Source organism: Thermogemmatispora argillosa (assembly GCF_059696725.1).
Window position 1 is genome coordinate 3522775 of sequence record NZ_AP019377.1, and the last position, 16294, is coordinate 3539068.

The window sequence follows — 16294 nt, forward strand, 5'->3', positions numbered from 1 at the left end:
AAGCGGGCGTCTTGAGGGAAATCAGGATCGGAAGGCCGCTGATTCAGCCTCCGCCCACTGCGGGTAAACGAAACGGGTGAGGCTCCCCGGCCTCTGCTCCGCCGCTACTGCGCTCGCTCGATCAGGCAGTTACGGGCGCCACTTCTTCAATGAGATGGTGAAGTGTCTTGAGCGGGGCCCCGGTGCCTTTGGAACCTTTGCGCCTGGTCATCACCAACTCGGCAGCGATGCTTAATGCAATCTCCTGGGGGGTGACAGCGCCAATGTCGAGGCCAATGGGCGTGTGCACCTGCTCAAGGCGCTCGCGTGGAATGCCGGCCTTGAGTAAGTTGCGAAAGATATTGCGAATCTTGCCAGCGCTGCCGATCATCCCTACATAGGCGGCCTCGCTCTCTACCGCGGCGCGTAGCGCCTCCTCGTCGAGCCGGTGCCCGCGGGTAACAATGACCACCCAGGTTGAGGCATCCGGTCGCAGCTCGCGAATGGTCTGAGCGATGTCTCCAAAGACAAGCTGGACCCGCTCGCCGAAGGCTCGGGGATCGGCCAGATCGCGGCGATCGTCTACCACGATGATGCGAAAGTCAAGGTCGGCGGCAAGGCGCGCCAGCGCCTGGGCGACGTGACCAGCACCAGCAATGATCAGCCGCGGCTCGGGCGAGATGGCCTCAACAAAGACTTCCAAGGTGGCGCCACAGCTCCCGACAGCTTCGTCGGGATCGATATGGATATGGGTGAGGAACGAGTGCCCTTCCTGGAGGGCTTGCTGCATGGCTTTGATCGCTTGCTCATCGACGCGCCCTCCGCCAAAACTGCCGCTCGCGCTGCCGTCGGCGTGAAGCAGCATGCGCGCCCCAACATCGCAGGGAGCTGCTCCAATGGTTTTGACCACGGTGGCGATGCCAATGCGCTCGCCTCGTTGCAGCGCAGTTTGAATGGCCTCGTAAACGGCTGTGGGGCTGATGGCACTCATGGTTCTTTCCATCCTCTGTCCGTTGCTCTCTGCCTCTCCTACTCAATGATTGAGCAGGACACTCTCCATTATAGCACAGCGAACCTCTTGCCCCCTTGCTTGACAGACCAGGCTGGCTTACCTCCCCCTCTCTCTGACCCTGGCCTTGCCTGTGAATACCTCTCCATTGCGGAAAAGCTGCTCTACCAGTAATTATGGCCAGCAATGCAACACCTTCCAGAATTTGGCTGTTCTCATCACCATCTCAGAGTCATTCGTCTCGCTTTGAAAAAGATCATCTTTTCTCATCTAAAGATCAATATGCCCTTCCATTTCTGCCGCCTGCCGCTGGAACGATTCCTATGAATGAACGGACGCCCCGGCCTGCCAACATGCTGCTAAGCAAGCAGCCAGCTTGACACAGGCTGCCGGGTCGGGTACAATACTAGAACATTAGTTCTAACTCCTGATAAGCCGGGCTAACATCGGTGGGCAAGTGCGCCAGTGGTCCGGTCTCAACGGGGGAGATCATGCGCGCAGCGCCGCTCAGGAAGGTCGCTCAAAGAGGCTTGCGAGCCAGGTTGCGGCGCGCGAACCAGCCAAAAGGAGGAAGCAGCGTCTATGGCCTCTCTTGGAGAGCAACATCAACCCCATCGGGATGAGCAGCGCCCACGCTTCAACCCGAGCGAGCATCTCGTACAGATCAGAAGCGGCAATCGTGGCGAGCTACGCGACTACCTACCCGTTCAGTGGCGGCTCGTCTGGTTTCGCGAACTCTGTCCCCAGGGGACCATCGAGACCGAGATGGTGCATTTGGATCTTGAGCGCGAGACTGAAGAGGAGTATTACGCCTACAACAGCGAGACGCGACGGAACGAAAAGATGGTGCGTCGCGCCAAGGGCTTCGTGATCTTCCGTGCTGTTGTCAAGGATGGCAAAGGGGGAGTCGCCACAGGCACGAAATCGGAGAAAGCTGCCAGCTTCCCTGATTTCATTGAAAAGGCTGAAACGGGAGCGATCGGGCGGGCGCTCGCTGCTTTGGGCTTCGGGACCCAATTTGCCCCGGAGCTGGACGAAGAGCATCGCATCGTCGATAGTCCAGTTGAGCGGCCCTCAACTGCTACGCCCGAGCGGGCTCCTGAGACAGTCACCCCTGCTGAAGCTGAGGCTGCCACCTCTGCCACGCGTGGGGCCAATGCCGCAGCTACCCGCCAGCGCCAGGCCCGGCCCGGCGGCAATAACGGTAGCGAGCACGACCCTATCACTGATCAACAACTTGCCAGCATTCGCAAGCTCTGCAGTACCCTTGGCAAAGCCGAGCCGGGCGACCTCGCCTCTTGGGACTACGCGGCGGCGCGCGAACTGATTCAGCAGCTAAGCCGTGAATATCGTCAGCGTAGCGAGAGTCGTAAGGCTTCCTAGTGCTCAGAAGCGAGGGTGAGATCACTTATGTCCTTGAAGCAAGTGCAATACGCCGAAAAGCGCATGCGCAAGCTCTGGCGCGACATGGTCGTGGCCGGCGAGCGTGGCGCCTCATCGGTTGAGCTAGAGCGTCTCTATGATGCCTACTCGCTGGCTTTGCAGTGCTACCTGCGCTGCTACGAAGCCTATTGTAGGGAAGTTGCTGGCATCGACGTTCACCGCTGCGCCTGAAACGGAAGGCCCAGGCCGCTGTACTGCTCTTGCGGCGGCATCTGAAGGCTGAGAAACGATCGCCCGAACAGAGCAGCATGGCAACCTGGGCCTGGCCTGGGGGGACTTGCCGGCCCGGGGCCTGTCTGGAATAGGTGGCTCTGCTGTTGCTTCCTCGCCACCGCCGGCGGCTATGAGCGCCCTGGCAGGGAGGTTACAAACTGGCGAATGGCCTGCGCCACCGCCTCTGGCGCATCGAAAAGCACCAGATGACCGGCCTGGGGAATAATGCTGAGCTGCGAGCCTGGAATCTCCCGGTGCAGACGCTGAGCATACTTGAGCGGAATCTGACGGTCTTCCTCTCCCCAAATGATCAGCACAGGCTTGCCCACGCGCTGCAGGTCGCTTGACACCGAATTCACGTAATAGGGAATAAGATTACGGATGTGCTGATAGAGCACCTCCTTATGGAGTTCGCTATTCCAGTGGTCCACGAAATCGTCCAGCATCTGCTGCTTAAACTGCTCGGGCCGCGTCGAGGCCAAAGGCAGCGTGGCACGCAGATCGCGCAGCACATCCTCAACGCTCGCGCGCTTCGGAGCATCATACTCCTGACGCTCCTTCATTTTCGGCAGCGGCCAGTCCTCAGCAAAGGCATGGAGATAGCACACTGTATCAACCAAGACCAAAGCCGCCACACGCTCACGGCTCAGCCGTGTGGCCAGAATCTGGGCCACACCACCGCCAAGCCCATGCCCTACCAGCACCACATTGGTCAGCTGCAAGGCGTCCAGGAACATAGCCAGATAGTCGGCGTGGCCCCAGACAGAAGTATCAGCCGGCCAGGGGTGATCAGAGAGGCCGTGGCCGAGCAAATCGAACACATAAAGAGCGCGCCCCGTGCTGGTCAGAGCAGGAATGACCTCGCGCCAGGCGAAGGCCCCCGCCAGCACATCATGAAGCAGCACCAGGGCCCCATCGGTTCCATGCTCGGCCCCGTAGACATAATAGGTCAGATTATAATGGATCAGGCGGATCGTACGCCGCTCACCGGCGCTCGCCACCCGTGGTATCTGCGCAGTACTCTCTGTCATCGCTTCTTCCTCGCTCTTCCGTGCGTTGCGAACGAGCGTCCTGATGCCCGCTCTTGGCACCCATCCTGACCTCGCTCCTCACATCCGCGCGTAGAGTGCTGGGACATTATAGAACGCGCCGAAACCCGCATAGTGGGCCGTGCGCTCTCCTAGCTCTTCCTCGATCACGAGCAAGCGGTTGTACTTCGCCACGCGCTCGCTGCGGGCAGGAGCCCCTGTTTTAATCTGGCCCGCATTCGTTGCCACCACCAGATCGGCGATTGTGGTATCCTCGGTCTCCCCCGAGCGATGAGAGACCACTGCCGTAAAGGATGCGCGCTTCGCCATCTCAATCGCGGCCAAAGTCTCCGTCAAGGTGCCGATCTGGTTGAGCTTAATCAGGATCGAATTAGCGGCCCGCTCCTCAATGCCGCGCTTCAGCCGGGATGTATTCGTCACAAACAGGTCATCGCCGACCAACTGCACGCGCCCGCCCAGGCGGCGACAGAGCAGCGACCAGCCCTCCCAGTCATCTTCTGCCAGGCCATCCTCAATGGAGATCAGCGGATACTCATTCACCCACTGCTCATAGAGATCGACCATCTCGGCAGATGAAAGCGTGCGGCCCTCGCGAGCCAGCACATACTTGCCATCCTGATAAAGCTCGCTCGCGGCGGGGTCCATGCCAAGACAAATATCGACACCGGGACGGTAGCCAGCCGCCTCAATGGCCGTCAGCAGCAGCTCCAGCGGCTCGCGATTCGAGCTGAGCGACGGCGCGAAACCGCCCTCGTCACCGACATTCGTATTATACTTCTTGCTGTGCAAGACCTTTTTCAAACTCTGATAGACCTCGGCCCCCATGCGCAGCGCCTCGCGGAAGGAACGGGCCCCCACCGGTAGAATCATGTACTCCTGCATATCGGCAGAGTTATCGGCATGCTTGCCCCCGTTGAGAATATTCATCATCGGCACAGGCAGCACACTGGCTGAGACCCCACCCAAATAACGATAGAGCGGCTGACCAAGAGCATTGGCAGCCGCATGGGCCAGGGCGAGCGAGACGCCAAGAATCGCGTTGGCGCCAAGCTTGCCCTTATTCGCTGTTCCATCAAGCTGGACCATCAAGCCATCAAGGGCCACCTGATCCGTGGCGTCCTGGCCGATCAGCGCCTCGCGCAGCGTCGTATTGACATGCTGGACCGCCGTGAGCACACCCTTACCGCCATAGCGCTGACTGTCGCCATCGCGCAGCTCTACCGCCTCATGGGCCCCTGTTGAGGCCCCCGAGGGAACCGAGGCCACGCCGTGAGCACCGCCCTTCAGCCAGACCTCCACCTGAACCGTCGGATTGCCCCGCGAATCAAGTATCTCGCGAGCCAGCAGGTTCGCGATGACCGTACTTTCTCTACTCACACCAGGCATAGAACGATACCTACCTCTCTCAACTCTACTCAGATCTTAGATGCTTGGGTAGAAAGAAGACGAACAGTCGATGATAGCGCGGCGTTGCCCATCATTGCCGGCTGTATTGTAACGCGTGCCAGGGGACGCGGGCAAGCATTTTGTTGCCAGGCGAAGGGTGCCACCAAAACCAGAAACCGGCGGGCTAGCCAAGGGCAGTCGTCAAAGCAAGCCCAGGACAGACGACGCACAACAGAAGCACATCGGTGAAGGGTGGAAAGAAAGAAGAAGAGTGCAAGCAAGCGCACAGATGCCGGAAGAAAGGAGCGGGTCGCCAGCCTCGCTCAGCAAAAGGACTTGCCGGCCTGGAGAAGCTGCCTGATCTCAACCCTACTCGTGAGAGAAGAGCGGATCAAAGCAAGCAAGCAACCAGACCGGCCCAAAACTGGCGAGGTCAGCGCCTCCGACCGGTTCAGCCGGAGGAGCCTGCGCTGCGGAGCGCCCTTCCAGGACGCACTTCAGCCAAAGCGCGCGCCAGCAAATCAGTATGCTCCGGCAAGCCCACGGTCACCCGCAGAACGTTCTGCAGATACGGATGCTGGAAATAGCGCAGAAGAATGCCATACGCCTCAACGCTTGCCCGAACGTCCTCCACTGTAATCTCCTCATCGCAGACGCGCGCCATAATAAAGTTGCCCTGGGAAGGGACGGGCGCCAGGTAGGGCTGAGCGGCCAATACCTGGAAGAGGCGTTCACGCTCCTCGATCAGGCGCTGGACGCGCTCCCAGACGCAATCGAGATGAGCCAGTGTCTCTATAGCAGCGATATGGCCGGCCACATTCACCTCAAAGGGACACTGGGCCCGTCGTAAGTAGCTGGCGATCCACTCCGGGAAGAGACCATAGCCGATGCGCAGACCCGCCAGGCCCGCCCACTTACTAAAAGAGCGCAGCACCACCAGATTGGGGTACTCAGGGACCAGATGGGCCACGCCCCGCGGCTGCTGCGAGAACTCCACATAAGCCTCATCGACGACCACGATGCGCCCTGTCTCCAGCAAGCGCAGAATATCCTCCTGGGCCACCAGATTGCCCGTCGGATTATTGGGAGAGCAGAGCACAATCAGCTTTGTTTCGGGAGTCAAAGCTGACAGGATGGCCTCGACATCGATGTCGTAAGACTCTGTCCGCGGGACTTCGATCACATAAGCGCCGCAGAGCGTTGTCACTGTCGTATAGAGCGTAAAAGTAGGCGGGCAGCAAATGATATTGTCTCCAACCGACAGGAAGACATGCCAGAGCAGATTGATCAGCTCATTGCTGCCGTGGCTCAGCACGATATAGCGCTCATCGAGGCCCGTGAACTCGGCCAGCGCTCGCCGCAGGGCAGTAGAGTCCGTATCGGGATAATTATTATAGTGCACATAGCGCCCTAAGGCGGCCAACACCGGCGGGATTGGGCCATAGGGATTTTCATTACTATTGAGCTTGATCAAGCGATCAATTGGAATGCCGGTTCTTTGCGAGAAAGCTTCTAGCGATTCTCCTGGCACATAGGGAGCAATGCGTTCGATCTCTGGACGGACCTGAACAACACGCGAGGCATATGGTTGCATGGGCTTATATATCCATCCTACTTTTCAGTATCAGCGTCCACAAAGATCTGTGCGGGACGGCGGATCAACGAATTGCGCACAGGGGAGCTAGCGCCGGTATTACCGCGCAGAGGGCCGCTGGTGCCGAACGAGCGGAGGGACGTATGGGGAACAACAGGCTGCATCGCCGAAGTTTCCGGCAACTGGCCGCCGGTAGCCTGCAGCATCTCCAGGCCGCGACGCAAAGTCATCATATCCCGCAGGAAGCAAGCGACAGCGGAAGCGGCAGAACCCTTTTCGCGAGCGCTTTCGAAGCGGCGAGCATTGGCCTCACCGGCATCCTGAGCCGCCTGAGCCAGTGGATCGGACGTACGAGCGGCGAACGTATCCTGGAAAATATCGTCCCAGCTTGACCAGCGCCCGCGCAGCGGCTTCCAGCCGAGCTGGCTATCGCTGACCGTGCGCCACTTTTCCTCAGTAAACTGAATCCAGTCCTCGATCAAGCGAATGCAAGACTCCAACTGTTGGCGCAAGCGCTCCTCCTCGGCACTGCGAGACTGCGAGCCACTCTGCTGCAAGCCCTCAGCCGAGGAAGCAGGCTGGCCATAGAAACCACTCTGGAAGTAGGCAGGCGCCTGCTGCATGCCGGGGAAGAAGCCAGAGTTACCGGGCAAACTTGCGTAATCTGTAGCTCCCGCAGCTCCCTCGGCTCCCTGGCCGACCTGAGCCATTGGACCTGTCTGGCCCGTTTGGCCAGCGGGCAAGCCAAGGAAGGGACCCTGTGGGGAAGCCAGCTCGCCCGTGACAGTCACCCCTCCGAAGGCGGGGTTGAGACTCAAGATCGAGGAGCCATCGGGCATCAGCATGCCTTCGGGAATGGTAGGCAGACCACCGATGACGATCTCCTCATGCCCGATTGCGTCGAGAATGCGCCAGGCTAGCCGTGGATGCTTGATCGCCCACCAGAGACGACGCGCCAGAAAAGTACAGGCAAAGGTAAAGTTCACCAGCAGCCAGACCAGCCCACGCACTGCCAGCCAGTTCACCAGACCGATCACAATAATCCAGTACCAGGGGTCATGCTGCCCTGCCTCCTCAATGATGGTCAGGACAACCGCCACCGTTAGGCTGGGATCGCGCAGAGGATTAATCACATCGATGATACGCCAGAACCATGCACGCTCTGTCTTCTTCAAGATACGCTCCTCTGACATCACACTACGATGCCGCTGTCTCTTATCCTTTGCTCAACTCACTGCCCGCCCGCAGACTATCCACGTGGACCGAGCCGTCCAATTGCCAGCCAGAATCATCAGAGCCTTAACCTGGCTGCCCTTGCTTCACTGCGCCCCTTGCCGCAGCCAGCCAGCCAGCCGTACAGACCTCGCCTTCTTTGCTTTCTTCCTTTCTTTCCCTTGCCTGCCCCTGATACCACCCTCTTCTCTCCTGACCTGGAGGCCTCGGCTGCCTTGCCCCATCTACCGTAAGGGCTTGGGCGAAGTCAGCTTGCCTATCTGCTTGCAGGAGCGACTACCCTCTCTGGGAAAGCTCAGCCACTCTCTCTGACGAGCGAGCTACCCTTATTATTGGCTGGCTCGCCTGCCGACTATCGCGTTGCTACTAACCTCTTTGCGTTTGGCGGGGTTGACCCCTACTTCCTGCCCCTATTGCTCTTCTGGTACGGCTTCCGGCGAAGCTAATGCAGACGAGCGGCCTTCTGCAGCTAGCGCTCTCATTTGGCCATTTGCGGGACGATTCTAACATGGGCCCCTGGGGCCTGCAAGCTTTGTCGGCAGGGCAGGGGCATATTGGGCTATCCTGACATACCGCAACGATGCCATTTTTATTGTACCAGAGCCACGAGCAAGGCAAGGAAGCAGGCTCCCTTGAGGAGGGGGAGAAGCGGTACTTTAGTACCGCTGACAGGTAGCTCAAGAGGCCAGGCGCGAGCGAGGGGCAACGCCAGGAAGGTCCTGGGAGCTAACTCAAATCAAGTATGGCTGTTGCAGAGCCAGGAGCTGGCTGATCCCCTGTTGAGCCAGAGAGAGCAACTCATCCAGGCGAGCGCGGCTAAAGACGCCCCCCTCGCCGGTGCCCTGGACTTCCACAAAGTCGCCATTCGCCGTCATCACCACATTAAAGTCGACCTCAGCCCTGGCATCCTCTTCATAGCACAAATCAATCAAGGCTTCTCCCTCAACGATACCGACGCTGACGGCAGCCACGGCAGTACGCACCGGATGACTGGGCAAGAGGCCGCGCTCCACCAGCCGGCTACAAGCGCGATAGAGTGCCACGAACGCGCCAGTGATAGCGGCAGTACGGGTGCCGCCATCGGCCTGCAGCACGTCACAATCGAGAATAAACGTGCGTCCTCCCAGAGCCTCCAGATCTACGGCGGCGCGCAGGGAGCGGCCGATCAACCGCTGAATTTCCTGGGTGCGGCCACTGAGGCGCCCCTCGCGTTCTCGGGGGGTGCGGGTATGGGTTGCCCGGGGAAGCATGCTGTACTCCGCGGTGACCCAGCCGCGTCCGCTGCCCTCCAGAAAAGCAGGAACCTTCTCTTCGACTGTAGCGGCGCACAATACTCGTGTTCGTCCAGCCTCGATGATCACAGAGCCCTCGGCGTAGTCCAGGTAATCAACCGTGAAGTGTACGGGCCGTAGTTGAGTCTGAGAACGCCCGTCTGTGCGTATCATAAGCGAAGCCCTCGTGACAATTTCAACTCATTCAAAGTCTGGTGCCAACTCATGAAAAATACTGAGGCGGGGTGCTTCGCCTGAAGCGGGCTGCTATGCCCGAAGGGAAGAGGCCCCATTTCCTCAGCGAATATGGTACTATACATAAGGGTGTCTCCAACAGAGGTATCTGACCGTGTGTCGCCTAAAGAGGGCTGAGAAGGGTTTGCGTTCCCTCTCGTCGCGCCTCTCTTCTCGTCTCCAGGCTGGCGGGAAGGCTAGCGTAGGCGGCGAATAACGCACACCCAGCCAGGCCTGAATAAGGAGGGAGCGGACAAACGAGTAACATTGCGAGAGAGAGATGAAGAGCAGCAGCAGAAAGTCGCAGCCGAAGCGCGAAGAACCTGTTAGAAAGGACCAACCTATGTCTGCGCATAAAACGCTGCATCCTGCGCAAGCGGAGCCACTCCATGCGCATCGTCTCATCATTGCGACCAACCGCGGTCCTGTTGAATTTTATCTTACACAAGATAAGGTTTTGAAGTCTCGGCGGGGCGCGGGAGGTGTTGTCACTGCTCTCATTGAGGCGGCCAGCCGCATGGAAGTCACCTGGGTAGCGATGGCGATGACAGAGGGCGACCGCCTGGCGGCGCGCAATGCCGAAGCCGAGAGCGGACGCATCCCCTCGCCGTTGCCGAACCTCAAGATGCAGCTTCGCTACGTGGTCATCCCCAAAACGGCCTACCGCAAGCACTACGACATCATCAGTAATCGCGTCCTCTGGTTCTTGCAGCACTACCTCTATGATCCTAGCAGCGACTCCTTCAACTATCAGCGGCTGCAAGACGCCTGGAGGAACGGCTACCGGGTGGCCAATCAAGCCATTGCCGAGGCGGTCAATGCCGAGATCGAGCGTGCGGAGACCACACCAGTGGTCATGCTGCATGACTATCATCTTTATCTGGTGGCTGCCATGATCCGTGAGCGCCACCCGACCATTATCACCCAGCAGTTTATCCATATACCCTGGCCAGACAGCCGCTGCTGGCACTTCCTGCCCAGTAACATCAGCCAGGAAATTTACCGTGGCCTGGTAGGCAACGACATCGTTGGCTTCCAGACGGAGCGCGATGCACGCAATTTCCTGGAGGGGGCGCGGACCATCCTTGAAGGAGCTGAGGTCGACTTTGAAGAAGGGACCGTTGTCTGGCAGGGGCATCGGACGCTAGCGCGGGCGTACCCGATCTCGATCTCCGTCACTGAGGAGCGGCGCATTGTCCAAAGCCTGGCCGGGCGGCGCGCTGCTGAAAAGATCGTACCCCTGCTGGGTGAGCAGACCATCATGCGTGTTGACCGCATCGAACCGACAAAGAACATTCCGCGGGGCTTCCAGGCCTATGCTCAGATGCTCGAGGAACATCCTGAGCTGCGCGGCAAAGTCAAATTCCTGGCTTTCCTTGTTCCTTCGCGTCAATCTCTGCCCGAATACAAGCGGCTCAATAGTGAGGTGCTCAAGCTCGTTGAGGAGATTAACACGCGCTATGGTGATGCTAGCTGGAAGCCAATCGAGGTCTTCTGCGACAACGACCGTACTCGGGCGCTGGCTGCCATGCAGTTTTACGATGTGCTCCTCGTTAATCCCATTATCGATGGGATGAACCTGGTCGCCAAGGAAGGGGCTGTTGTCAACAAGCGCAACGGGGTCCTTGTGCTCTCGCGCACGGCTGGAGCTTTCCAGCAGCTTGGCAAGGCCGCTATTCCGACCTCTCCCCTGGACGTGACCGAGACCGCCGAGGCTCTCTATACCGCTCTGACTCTGCCCCCTGAAGAGCGTGAGCGGCGGGCCAGGTTGGCCCGGCAGATCGTGGAGCAGAACAATCTGCAGACCTGGCTCACTCGCCAGATTGAGGATATCAATGAGCTTCTTGACCTGGCGCGTTTGGCTGCTGAGAACGAGATGCAGCCACGCGAACAGGACGAACCGGAAAGTGAACCCGAGCTTGCGCCCAGCCCGCTGTCTCTTTCTGCAGGATGACCCTGCAGCCAGATGCCGCTGTCTTCGGGCTGGCAAGAAAAGCGCGTGGAGGTAATCCACTACGCACGCTTTTCCTGCCAGCCTGGCGAGGACGCCCCGGCCTCCCTCTCCAGAAAAGTCACCATTTCCTCTAATAAGCTTGCCATACCGGCTACGCCCTCAACTATGAGATCTGCCCGCTCTAGCAGCCGCGAAGGAGTATCCGGGTGGCGCACGGCAATCGCGACGGCTGCCGGACAAATTCCCTCTTGGCGCAAGCGCAGCAGTGTTTCTACGCCGTCCAGGTCGGTGATATCGTCGCCGGCGAAGAGCGCGCCGCGTAGCTGGTGCTGCTCAATGAAGCGCTGCAGGGCCTGGCCTTTGTTCAGGCCGGGTACTCTCAGCTCAACGGCCATTTTCCCCTCAGAGAGTTGGAGGCCGGCCTGTTGAGCTGGCTCCCTGAGTAGCTCTAGAATCTCCTGCCGGATCTGAGCGGGATCAGGGCAGCGGCGATAGTGAATCGTTCCGCCGATGCTTTTGTATTCGATCTGCACGCAAGGTGACGAGTGCGCTAGTCGCTGCTCTGCTAGTGTGAGCAGTCGCTGCGCTGGAAGGCGATACGCTTCGGCGGCTGGCAGTAGCCTGATCGGGTGGCGCTCTGGCAGGCCCTCTGCCCACTCCAGACCGTGATTCCCGATGTAGGTGATCTCGTCAACGCCTACCAGAGCGGCGGCGCTGACTATGGCTCTGCCGGTAATCACCGCCACCCGCGCGTAGGGGCGCAGTCGTTCCAGCAGACGGGCGACACCGGGAAAGAGTCGGGCTGCTTCGGGTGTAGGAGCAATGGGGCTGAGTGTGCCATCAATATCAAAGGTTAGCCCGCAAGGGTGGCTCTGCAAGACGTTGCGCAAGGCGGCACTAAGCATGGCTCTCCTGCACCTTTATCTTTTCTCTTTGAGGATCTTGCTGTCATGGCGCGCTCGCTCTGTGCGTTTGCAGGGCGAGGCTGAGCGCCCTGCATTCTATCACACGATGTTGCTGCACTGCGTCTCGCGTGGTACTATGTAAGTAAAACATGAGCCTTTCAGAGGCAGTTTTTGATCGCAGGGCTGACCTCATAGCCCAGGCGCAGCAATCAGGCTATTCCTGCCCGCAATTCTGGCCCCCGTGCGTGCAGCCAAGGTGGCAGAGATCCGAGCCGCGGTGTCCTGGTGCGTTCGCGTCGATCTCGCTGATCGCGCGTGTTTTGCTCCTCTCTCTGTCCTGCCCTGGCCTGACCTGGCTTGCTCAAGGATCTGGCTCTGCGGGGTACAGCGCTGCATTTTCTCTATTGAAGGGGGTTTGAGATGCCGCAGACCTGGCTGCACTTTCTGAGCGCCGTCGGCGGTATTATTCTGGTCGATCTCGCTTTGAGTGGTGATAATGCCCTGATCATCGGTGCGGCCACCGTGGGCATTCCACGGCAACGGCGCTGGACAGCCCTGGCCATTGGCGGAGGTCTGGCCATTTTCTTCCGTCTCACTTTTACTGCTCTGGCTAGCTGGCTTTTGCAGATTCCCTATCTCCAGGCCGTTGGGGGACTCCTGGTTCTCTCAATTGCGGTTCGTCTCTTTTTTAATCGAGCATCTACTGAAGAGCAATCAAAGCCCACAAGTGCGGTCAGCTCGATTTCAGCGAGTGATGCCTCACGCGCATCTCAGCCACTGCCTGAAGCAGCGAGCGCCAGCCCTATTCTGAGCAAGGCTTCCTATCTGCGTCGCTTCCTGGAGCATCGTCTCTCGCCAGAAAGTACGAACTTTGTGCTGGCTCTGCTCACTATCGTGGTGGCCGACGTAACGATGAGCCTGGACAACGTGATTGCTATTGGGGCCATTGCTCAGGGGCAGCTTCCGGTTTTGATCATCGGTCTCTTAACCAGCATCCTTCTCCTGCTCTTAGGCAGTGCGCTGGTGGCTGAGCTGCTCAGTCATGTGCCTGGCCTCACATTGGTAGCCAGCTTCATTCTGGCCTGGGTGGCGAGCAATTTGATCATTAACGATCCGGCTATCGGTTTCCTCCAGAACCATGAGATCGCTGTCTATGTAGGGGCCTTCGTCTTCGTAGGGATTATGGCACTCGTCGCCTATGTCCAGCAGCGTCATCAGCGCTATCTGCACTCTTCCTCGCCTCCTTCCCGCTGAGCTAAAAAGGTTGCAGCATTAGGGGCACGACGGCGATAAGAGTGGCAGCGTAGACCCTCAGCGCTGTCAGAGGATCGACCTGGAGTCCTGAATGCGACCATTGCCAGAGCCAGCCCGAGGGAGCGGGAGCGGAGGCCCTGTCTTGGCTGGAGATGCTCGGAAGTAAGCTGGTTTGTGAGATTGAACGATCCTGCTTCAGGTTGATTGCGTACGAAGCGGGAGAAAGGGCCAGGGTCGAGCCTGAAACGAACGGGACAAGAGAGACAACAGACAAGCAGGGACTCCCCGCTCCAGGGAGTCCCTTACTATCTGTCCCGGCCAGGCCCTTTCAGTACAGTAGGGAGGCGCTGAGCCCCAGTGGACGCGGCTATTGCTCAGCCCTGGACTGGATCTCAGCCAGCGCCTCGCGCCTGCTAGGGGAAAAGCGACGGCGGCGTAGCACTGGGCTGAGGATGCGCGGTCGGCGTCGGTGTCGGCGACGGCGATGGTGTAGGCGACGGCGTCGGTGATGGTGTCGGCGACGGCGTCGGTGTCGGTGACGGCTTCTCGGTCGCTGTTGGCGAAGGAGCCGTTGTCGGTGAGCCAGTACTCAAATTGACCACGTAGAGAATGACGCTCTGACCCTGGGGCAGCTCCTCGCCGCTCTTGGGTGAGGTGCGGTCCACATAGTTGGCCGGCTTGGTCGGATCAACGCCGTCAGACTGCACCGTAAAGGGGATGCCTTGACTGCGCAGGATGCGTTCGGCGCCCGCCAGAGTATTGCCTACCAGCCCATCAGGCACAATGACGCGCGTCGGTCGTTCTTGCAGATCGACCAGAATAGTCGAGCCGCGCGGAGCGAGTGCGGGCGGCTGAGGCGATTGGCGCACCACATAGCCCGAAGTCAGGCCATTATGCACCTGCAAGACGAAGCCGGCGTTGGTCGCGCGGGTCAATGCCTGCTGATAGGTGAGGCCAATCAGCGAAGGGACTGGCACTTCGGGCGGCGCAGGCGTAGCCTGGGTAGAGAGATGAAGGAAAGGTACAAATCCCAGGATGGCGGCCAGATAGACGCTAAAGCCGATGAGCACAACGGTAGCGATAAGGATAAGAGCAGTGATAATACCAGCCAAGCGAGAGCCTCGCTCACCGGCGATTGCATCGCGCTGGAAAGGACGCGTTGTTCCAGACTGGACAAAGCCTCCGTAGGGACCTGGCGCCGGTGGCGGGGCTACCTCTGGCGAGGCATAGGGAGAGGCTGCCACAGCGCCGGCAGCATGAGGCTGCTGATCATAGCCTGCGGAGGCGGCCAATGCTGGGACCTCGTTGGCCAGAGCCTGCCCGGCACCCGCGAGCGGCGGGCGATAGGGAGAAGTAACGACGGTCGGCGCGGCTGCCACATCTCTGGCAGGCTCTGCAAGCTCGGTTTCGCCGAGGGCTTCCAGAGCGCGGGCCAGCGCGCTACCATCGCGATAGCGCATCTCCGGTATTTTTTCCAGGCAGCGCAGAATGATCTCCTCAAGGGCAGGTGGAATGGCCGGATTATAGTGGCTGGGGGGTACCGGAGGCTCCTGGATATGTTGCATAGCCACAGCCACCGGAGTATCGCCCTCAAAAGGAGTGCGCCCGGTCAGCATCTCGTACATCACGATGCCGAGCGCATAGACATCGGCGGCTGGGCTGACGATCTCGCCCTGAGCCTGTTCAGGTGCATAATACTGCACTGTACCGAGCGTCATCCCGGTTGTGGTCAAGCGCTCGGCATTGATATCCTTATAGACGCTGGCGATACCGAAATCGGTCAACTTGATCGAGCCATCGCGCCCAACCAGAATATTCTGAGGCTTGACATCGCGATGGACGATTCCGCGGCGATGAGCAGCGCCGAGGCCAAGGGCGACATCATGGGCGATAATAACCGCGCGCTCCACATCCAGTACACCCCGCGAGCGCAGATAGCGGCGCAGATCTGTGCCCTCGACCAGCTCCATGACGATATAGTAGTTCCCGTCGCTCTGCCCGTAGTCGTAGACCTGAACAATATTAGGGTGTTGCAGGGCAGAGGCGGCCTTTGCCTCGCGCTGGAAGCGCGTGACGAACTTGGGGTCGGTACTGTAGACCTCGCGTAGTACCTTAATCGCCACAGGGCGATCCATACGCAGGTCCCGCCCGCGGTAGATGGTTGCCATGCCCCCCCGACCGATGGGGTCCAATAGCTGGTATCGCTCGCCCAGAACTTCAGTTTGCATAGCTCTCCGCTTTGACCGTACAGCTTATCTGGAGGGGCTGCAAGGGCCTTCAGCCTGGTCGGACCGGCCTCCCGCCTCTCCTCTCTGCTTCTCCCCTGCCCTGATGCTTCTCGGTTCTGTCTGCCAACAGGCCTATTCGTCTGTTCCCCCATGCCTGCAGCCTGCGTCGTGTCAGCCTGTCACGCCTGTGCTTCCCCGAGCCTGGATGAATATGGCATGACCCTAACCTGGCCTGGCGGCCCGCGCCCCTGCCATTCCTCTCCATATCTGGCCTGGTCCAGTCAGCTTGGCCCGGCTCGACCGACTAGCCTGGCCCGCTGCTTCCACGCTCCAGCGAGCGTGCCCTCCGGATGGGACGAGGTGTTCTTTACTGAAACGCCCTGCTATGAACGATAAACGCAGGATACCCGGTAAACTACAGTTCGCTCCTTATTGTAGCGCATCCTATCCCCATTGGGAACATCTTTTCTGCGGGCCACTTTACGACACAGACGTACTATCTCTTCCTCTTCAGACACCCGCCTCTGTGGAGGTCTCCCGCC

At 59.4% G+C, this 16294-nt stretch carries 12 protein-coding genes; 4 read left to right on the top strand and 8 right to left on the bottom strand.

Annotated features, from left to right (window positions below; genetic code table 11):
* Positions 1 to 121: 121 nt before the first annotated feature.
* Positions 122 to 970 (bottom strand): XdhC family protein, encoded by an 849-nt coding sequence (locus tag AC6H1L_RS13775; protein ID WP_497598065.1) that lies wholly within the window; start codon positions 968 to 970, stop codon positions 122 to 124.
* 600 nt (positions 971 to 1570) lie between these two features.
* Here AC6H1L_RS13775 and AC6H1L_RS13780 point away from each other — a divergent pair.
* The gene (locus tag AC6H1L_RS13780; RefSeq protein WP_497598066.1) at positions 1571 to 2371 is read left to right on the top strand and encodes a hypothetical protein; all 801 of its coding nucleotides are present in this window, start codon (positions 1571 to 1573) and stop codon (positions 2369 to 2371) included.
* Positions 2372 to 2398: 27 nt separating this feature from the next.
* Positions 2399 to 2602, top strand: a complete 204-nt coding sequence (locus tag AC6H1L_RS13785; RefSeq protein ID WP_497598067.1) for a hypothetical protein — start codon at positions 2399 to 2401, stop codon at positions 2600 to 2602.
* A gap of 170 nt (positions 2603 to 2772) precedes the next feature.
* Here AC6H1L_RS13785 and AC6H1L_RS13790 read toward each other — a convergent pair whose 3' ends face one another.
* The 5 genes from AC6H1L_RS13790 to rph all read right to left on the bottom strand — a co-directional run bounded on the left by AC6H1L_RS13790 (position 2773) and on the right by rph (position 9348).
* On the bottom strand, positions 2773 to 3675 hold the full coding sequence (locus AC6H1L_RS13790) for an alpha/beta fold hydrolase (RefSeq protein WP_497598068.1): 903 nt from the start codon (positions 3673 to 3675) through the stop codon (positions 2773 to 2775).
* 78 nt (positions 3676 to 3753) lie between these two features.
* A complete protein-coding gene (eno, locus tag AC6H1L_RS13795) occupies positions 3754 to 5070 on the bottom strand; it encodes a phosphopyruvate hydratase (RefSeq protein ID WP_497598069.1) in 1317 nt (438 codons plus the stop codon).
* 460 nt (positions 5071 to 5530) lie between these two features.
* Complete coding sequence (gene hisC, locus AC6H1L_RS13800) at positions 5531 to 6673, bottom strand: histidinol-phosphate transaminase (RefSeq protein ID WP_497598070.1); 1143 nt, start codon at positions 6671 to 6673, stop codon at positions 5531 to 5533.
* 17 nt (positions 6674 to 6690) lie between these two features.
* The gene (locus AC6H1L_RS13805) at positions 6691 to 7848 is read right to left on the bottom strand and encodes a hypothetical protein (protein WP_497598071.1); all 1158 of its coding nucleotides are present in this window, start codon (positions 7846 to 7848) and stop codon (positions 6691 to 6693) included.
* Between the two features lie 789 nt (positions 7849 to 8637).
* Positions 8638 to 9348, bottom strand: coding sequence for a ribonuclease PH (rph, locus tag AC6H1L_RS13810; protein ID WP_497601552.1), 711 nt, complete (start codon positions 9346 to 9348; stop codon positions 8638 to 8640).
* 406 nt (positions 9349 to 9754) lie between these two features.
* On the opposite strand from rph, the gene AC6H1L_RS13815 reads away from it, so the two are divergent.
* A complete protein-coding gene (locus AC6H1L_RS13815) occupies positions 9755 to 11365 on the top strand; it encodes an alpha,alpha-trehalose-phosphate synthase (UDP-forming) (RefSeq protein WP_497598072.1) in 1611 nt (536 codons plus the stop codon).
* A gap of 59 nt (positions 11366 to 11424) precedes the next feature.
* Here the strand turns inward: AC6H1L_RS13815 and otsB are convergent, their stop codons facing one another.
* On the bottom strand, positions 11425 to 12270 hold the full coding sequence (gene otsB, locus AC6H1L_RS13820) for a trehalose-phosphatase (RefSeq protein ID WP_497598073.1): 846 nt from the start codon (positions 12268 to 12270) through the stop codon (positions 11425 to 11427).
* Positions 12271 to 12690: 420 nt separating this feature from the next.
* On the opposite strand from otsB, the gene AC6H1L_RS13825 reads away from it, so the two are divergent.
* The gene (locus AC6H1L_RS13825; RefSeq protein ID WP_497598074.1) at positions 12691 to 13524 is read left to right on the top strand and encodes a YjbE family putative metal transport protein; all 834 of its coding nucleotides are present in this window, start codon (positions 12691 to 12693) and stop codon (positions 13522 to 13524) included.
* A gap of 413 nt (positions 13525 to 13937) precedes the next feature.
* Here AC6H1L_RS13825 and pknB read toward each other — a convergent pair whose 3' ends face one another.
* Positions 13938 to 15752: a Stk1 family PASTA domain-containing Ser/Thr kinase gene (gene pknB / locus AC6H1L_RS13830; RefSeq protein WP_497598075.1), complete on the bottom strand. Its 1815-nt coding sequence runs from the start codon at positions 15750 to 15752 to the stop codon at positions 13938 to 13940.
* Positions 15753 to 16294 lie beyond the last annotated feature (542 nt).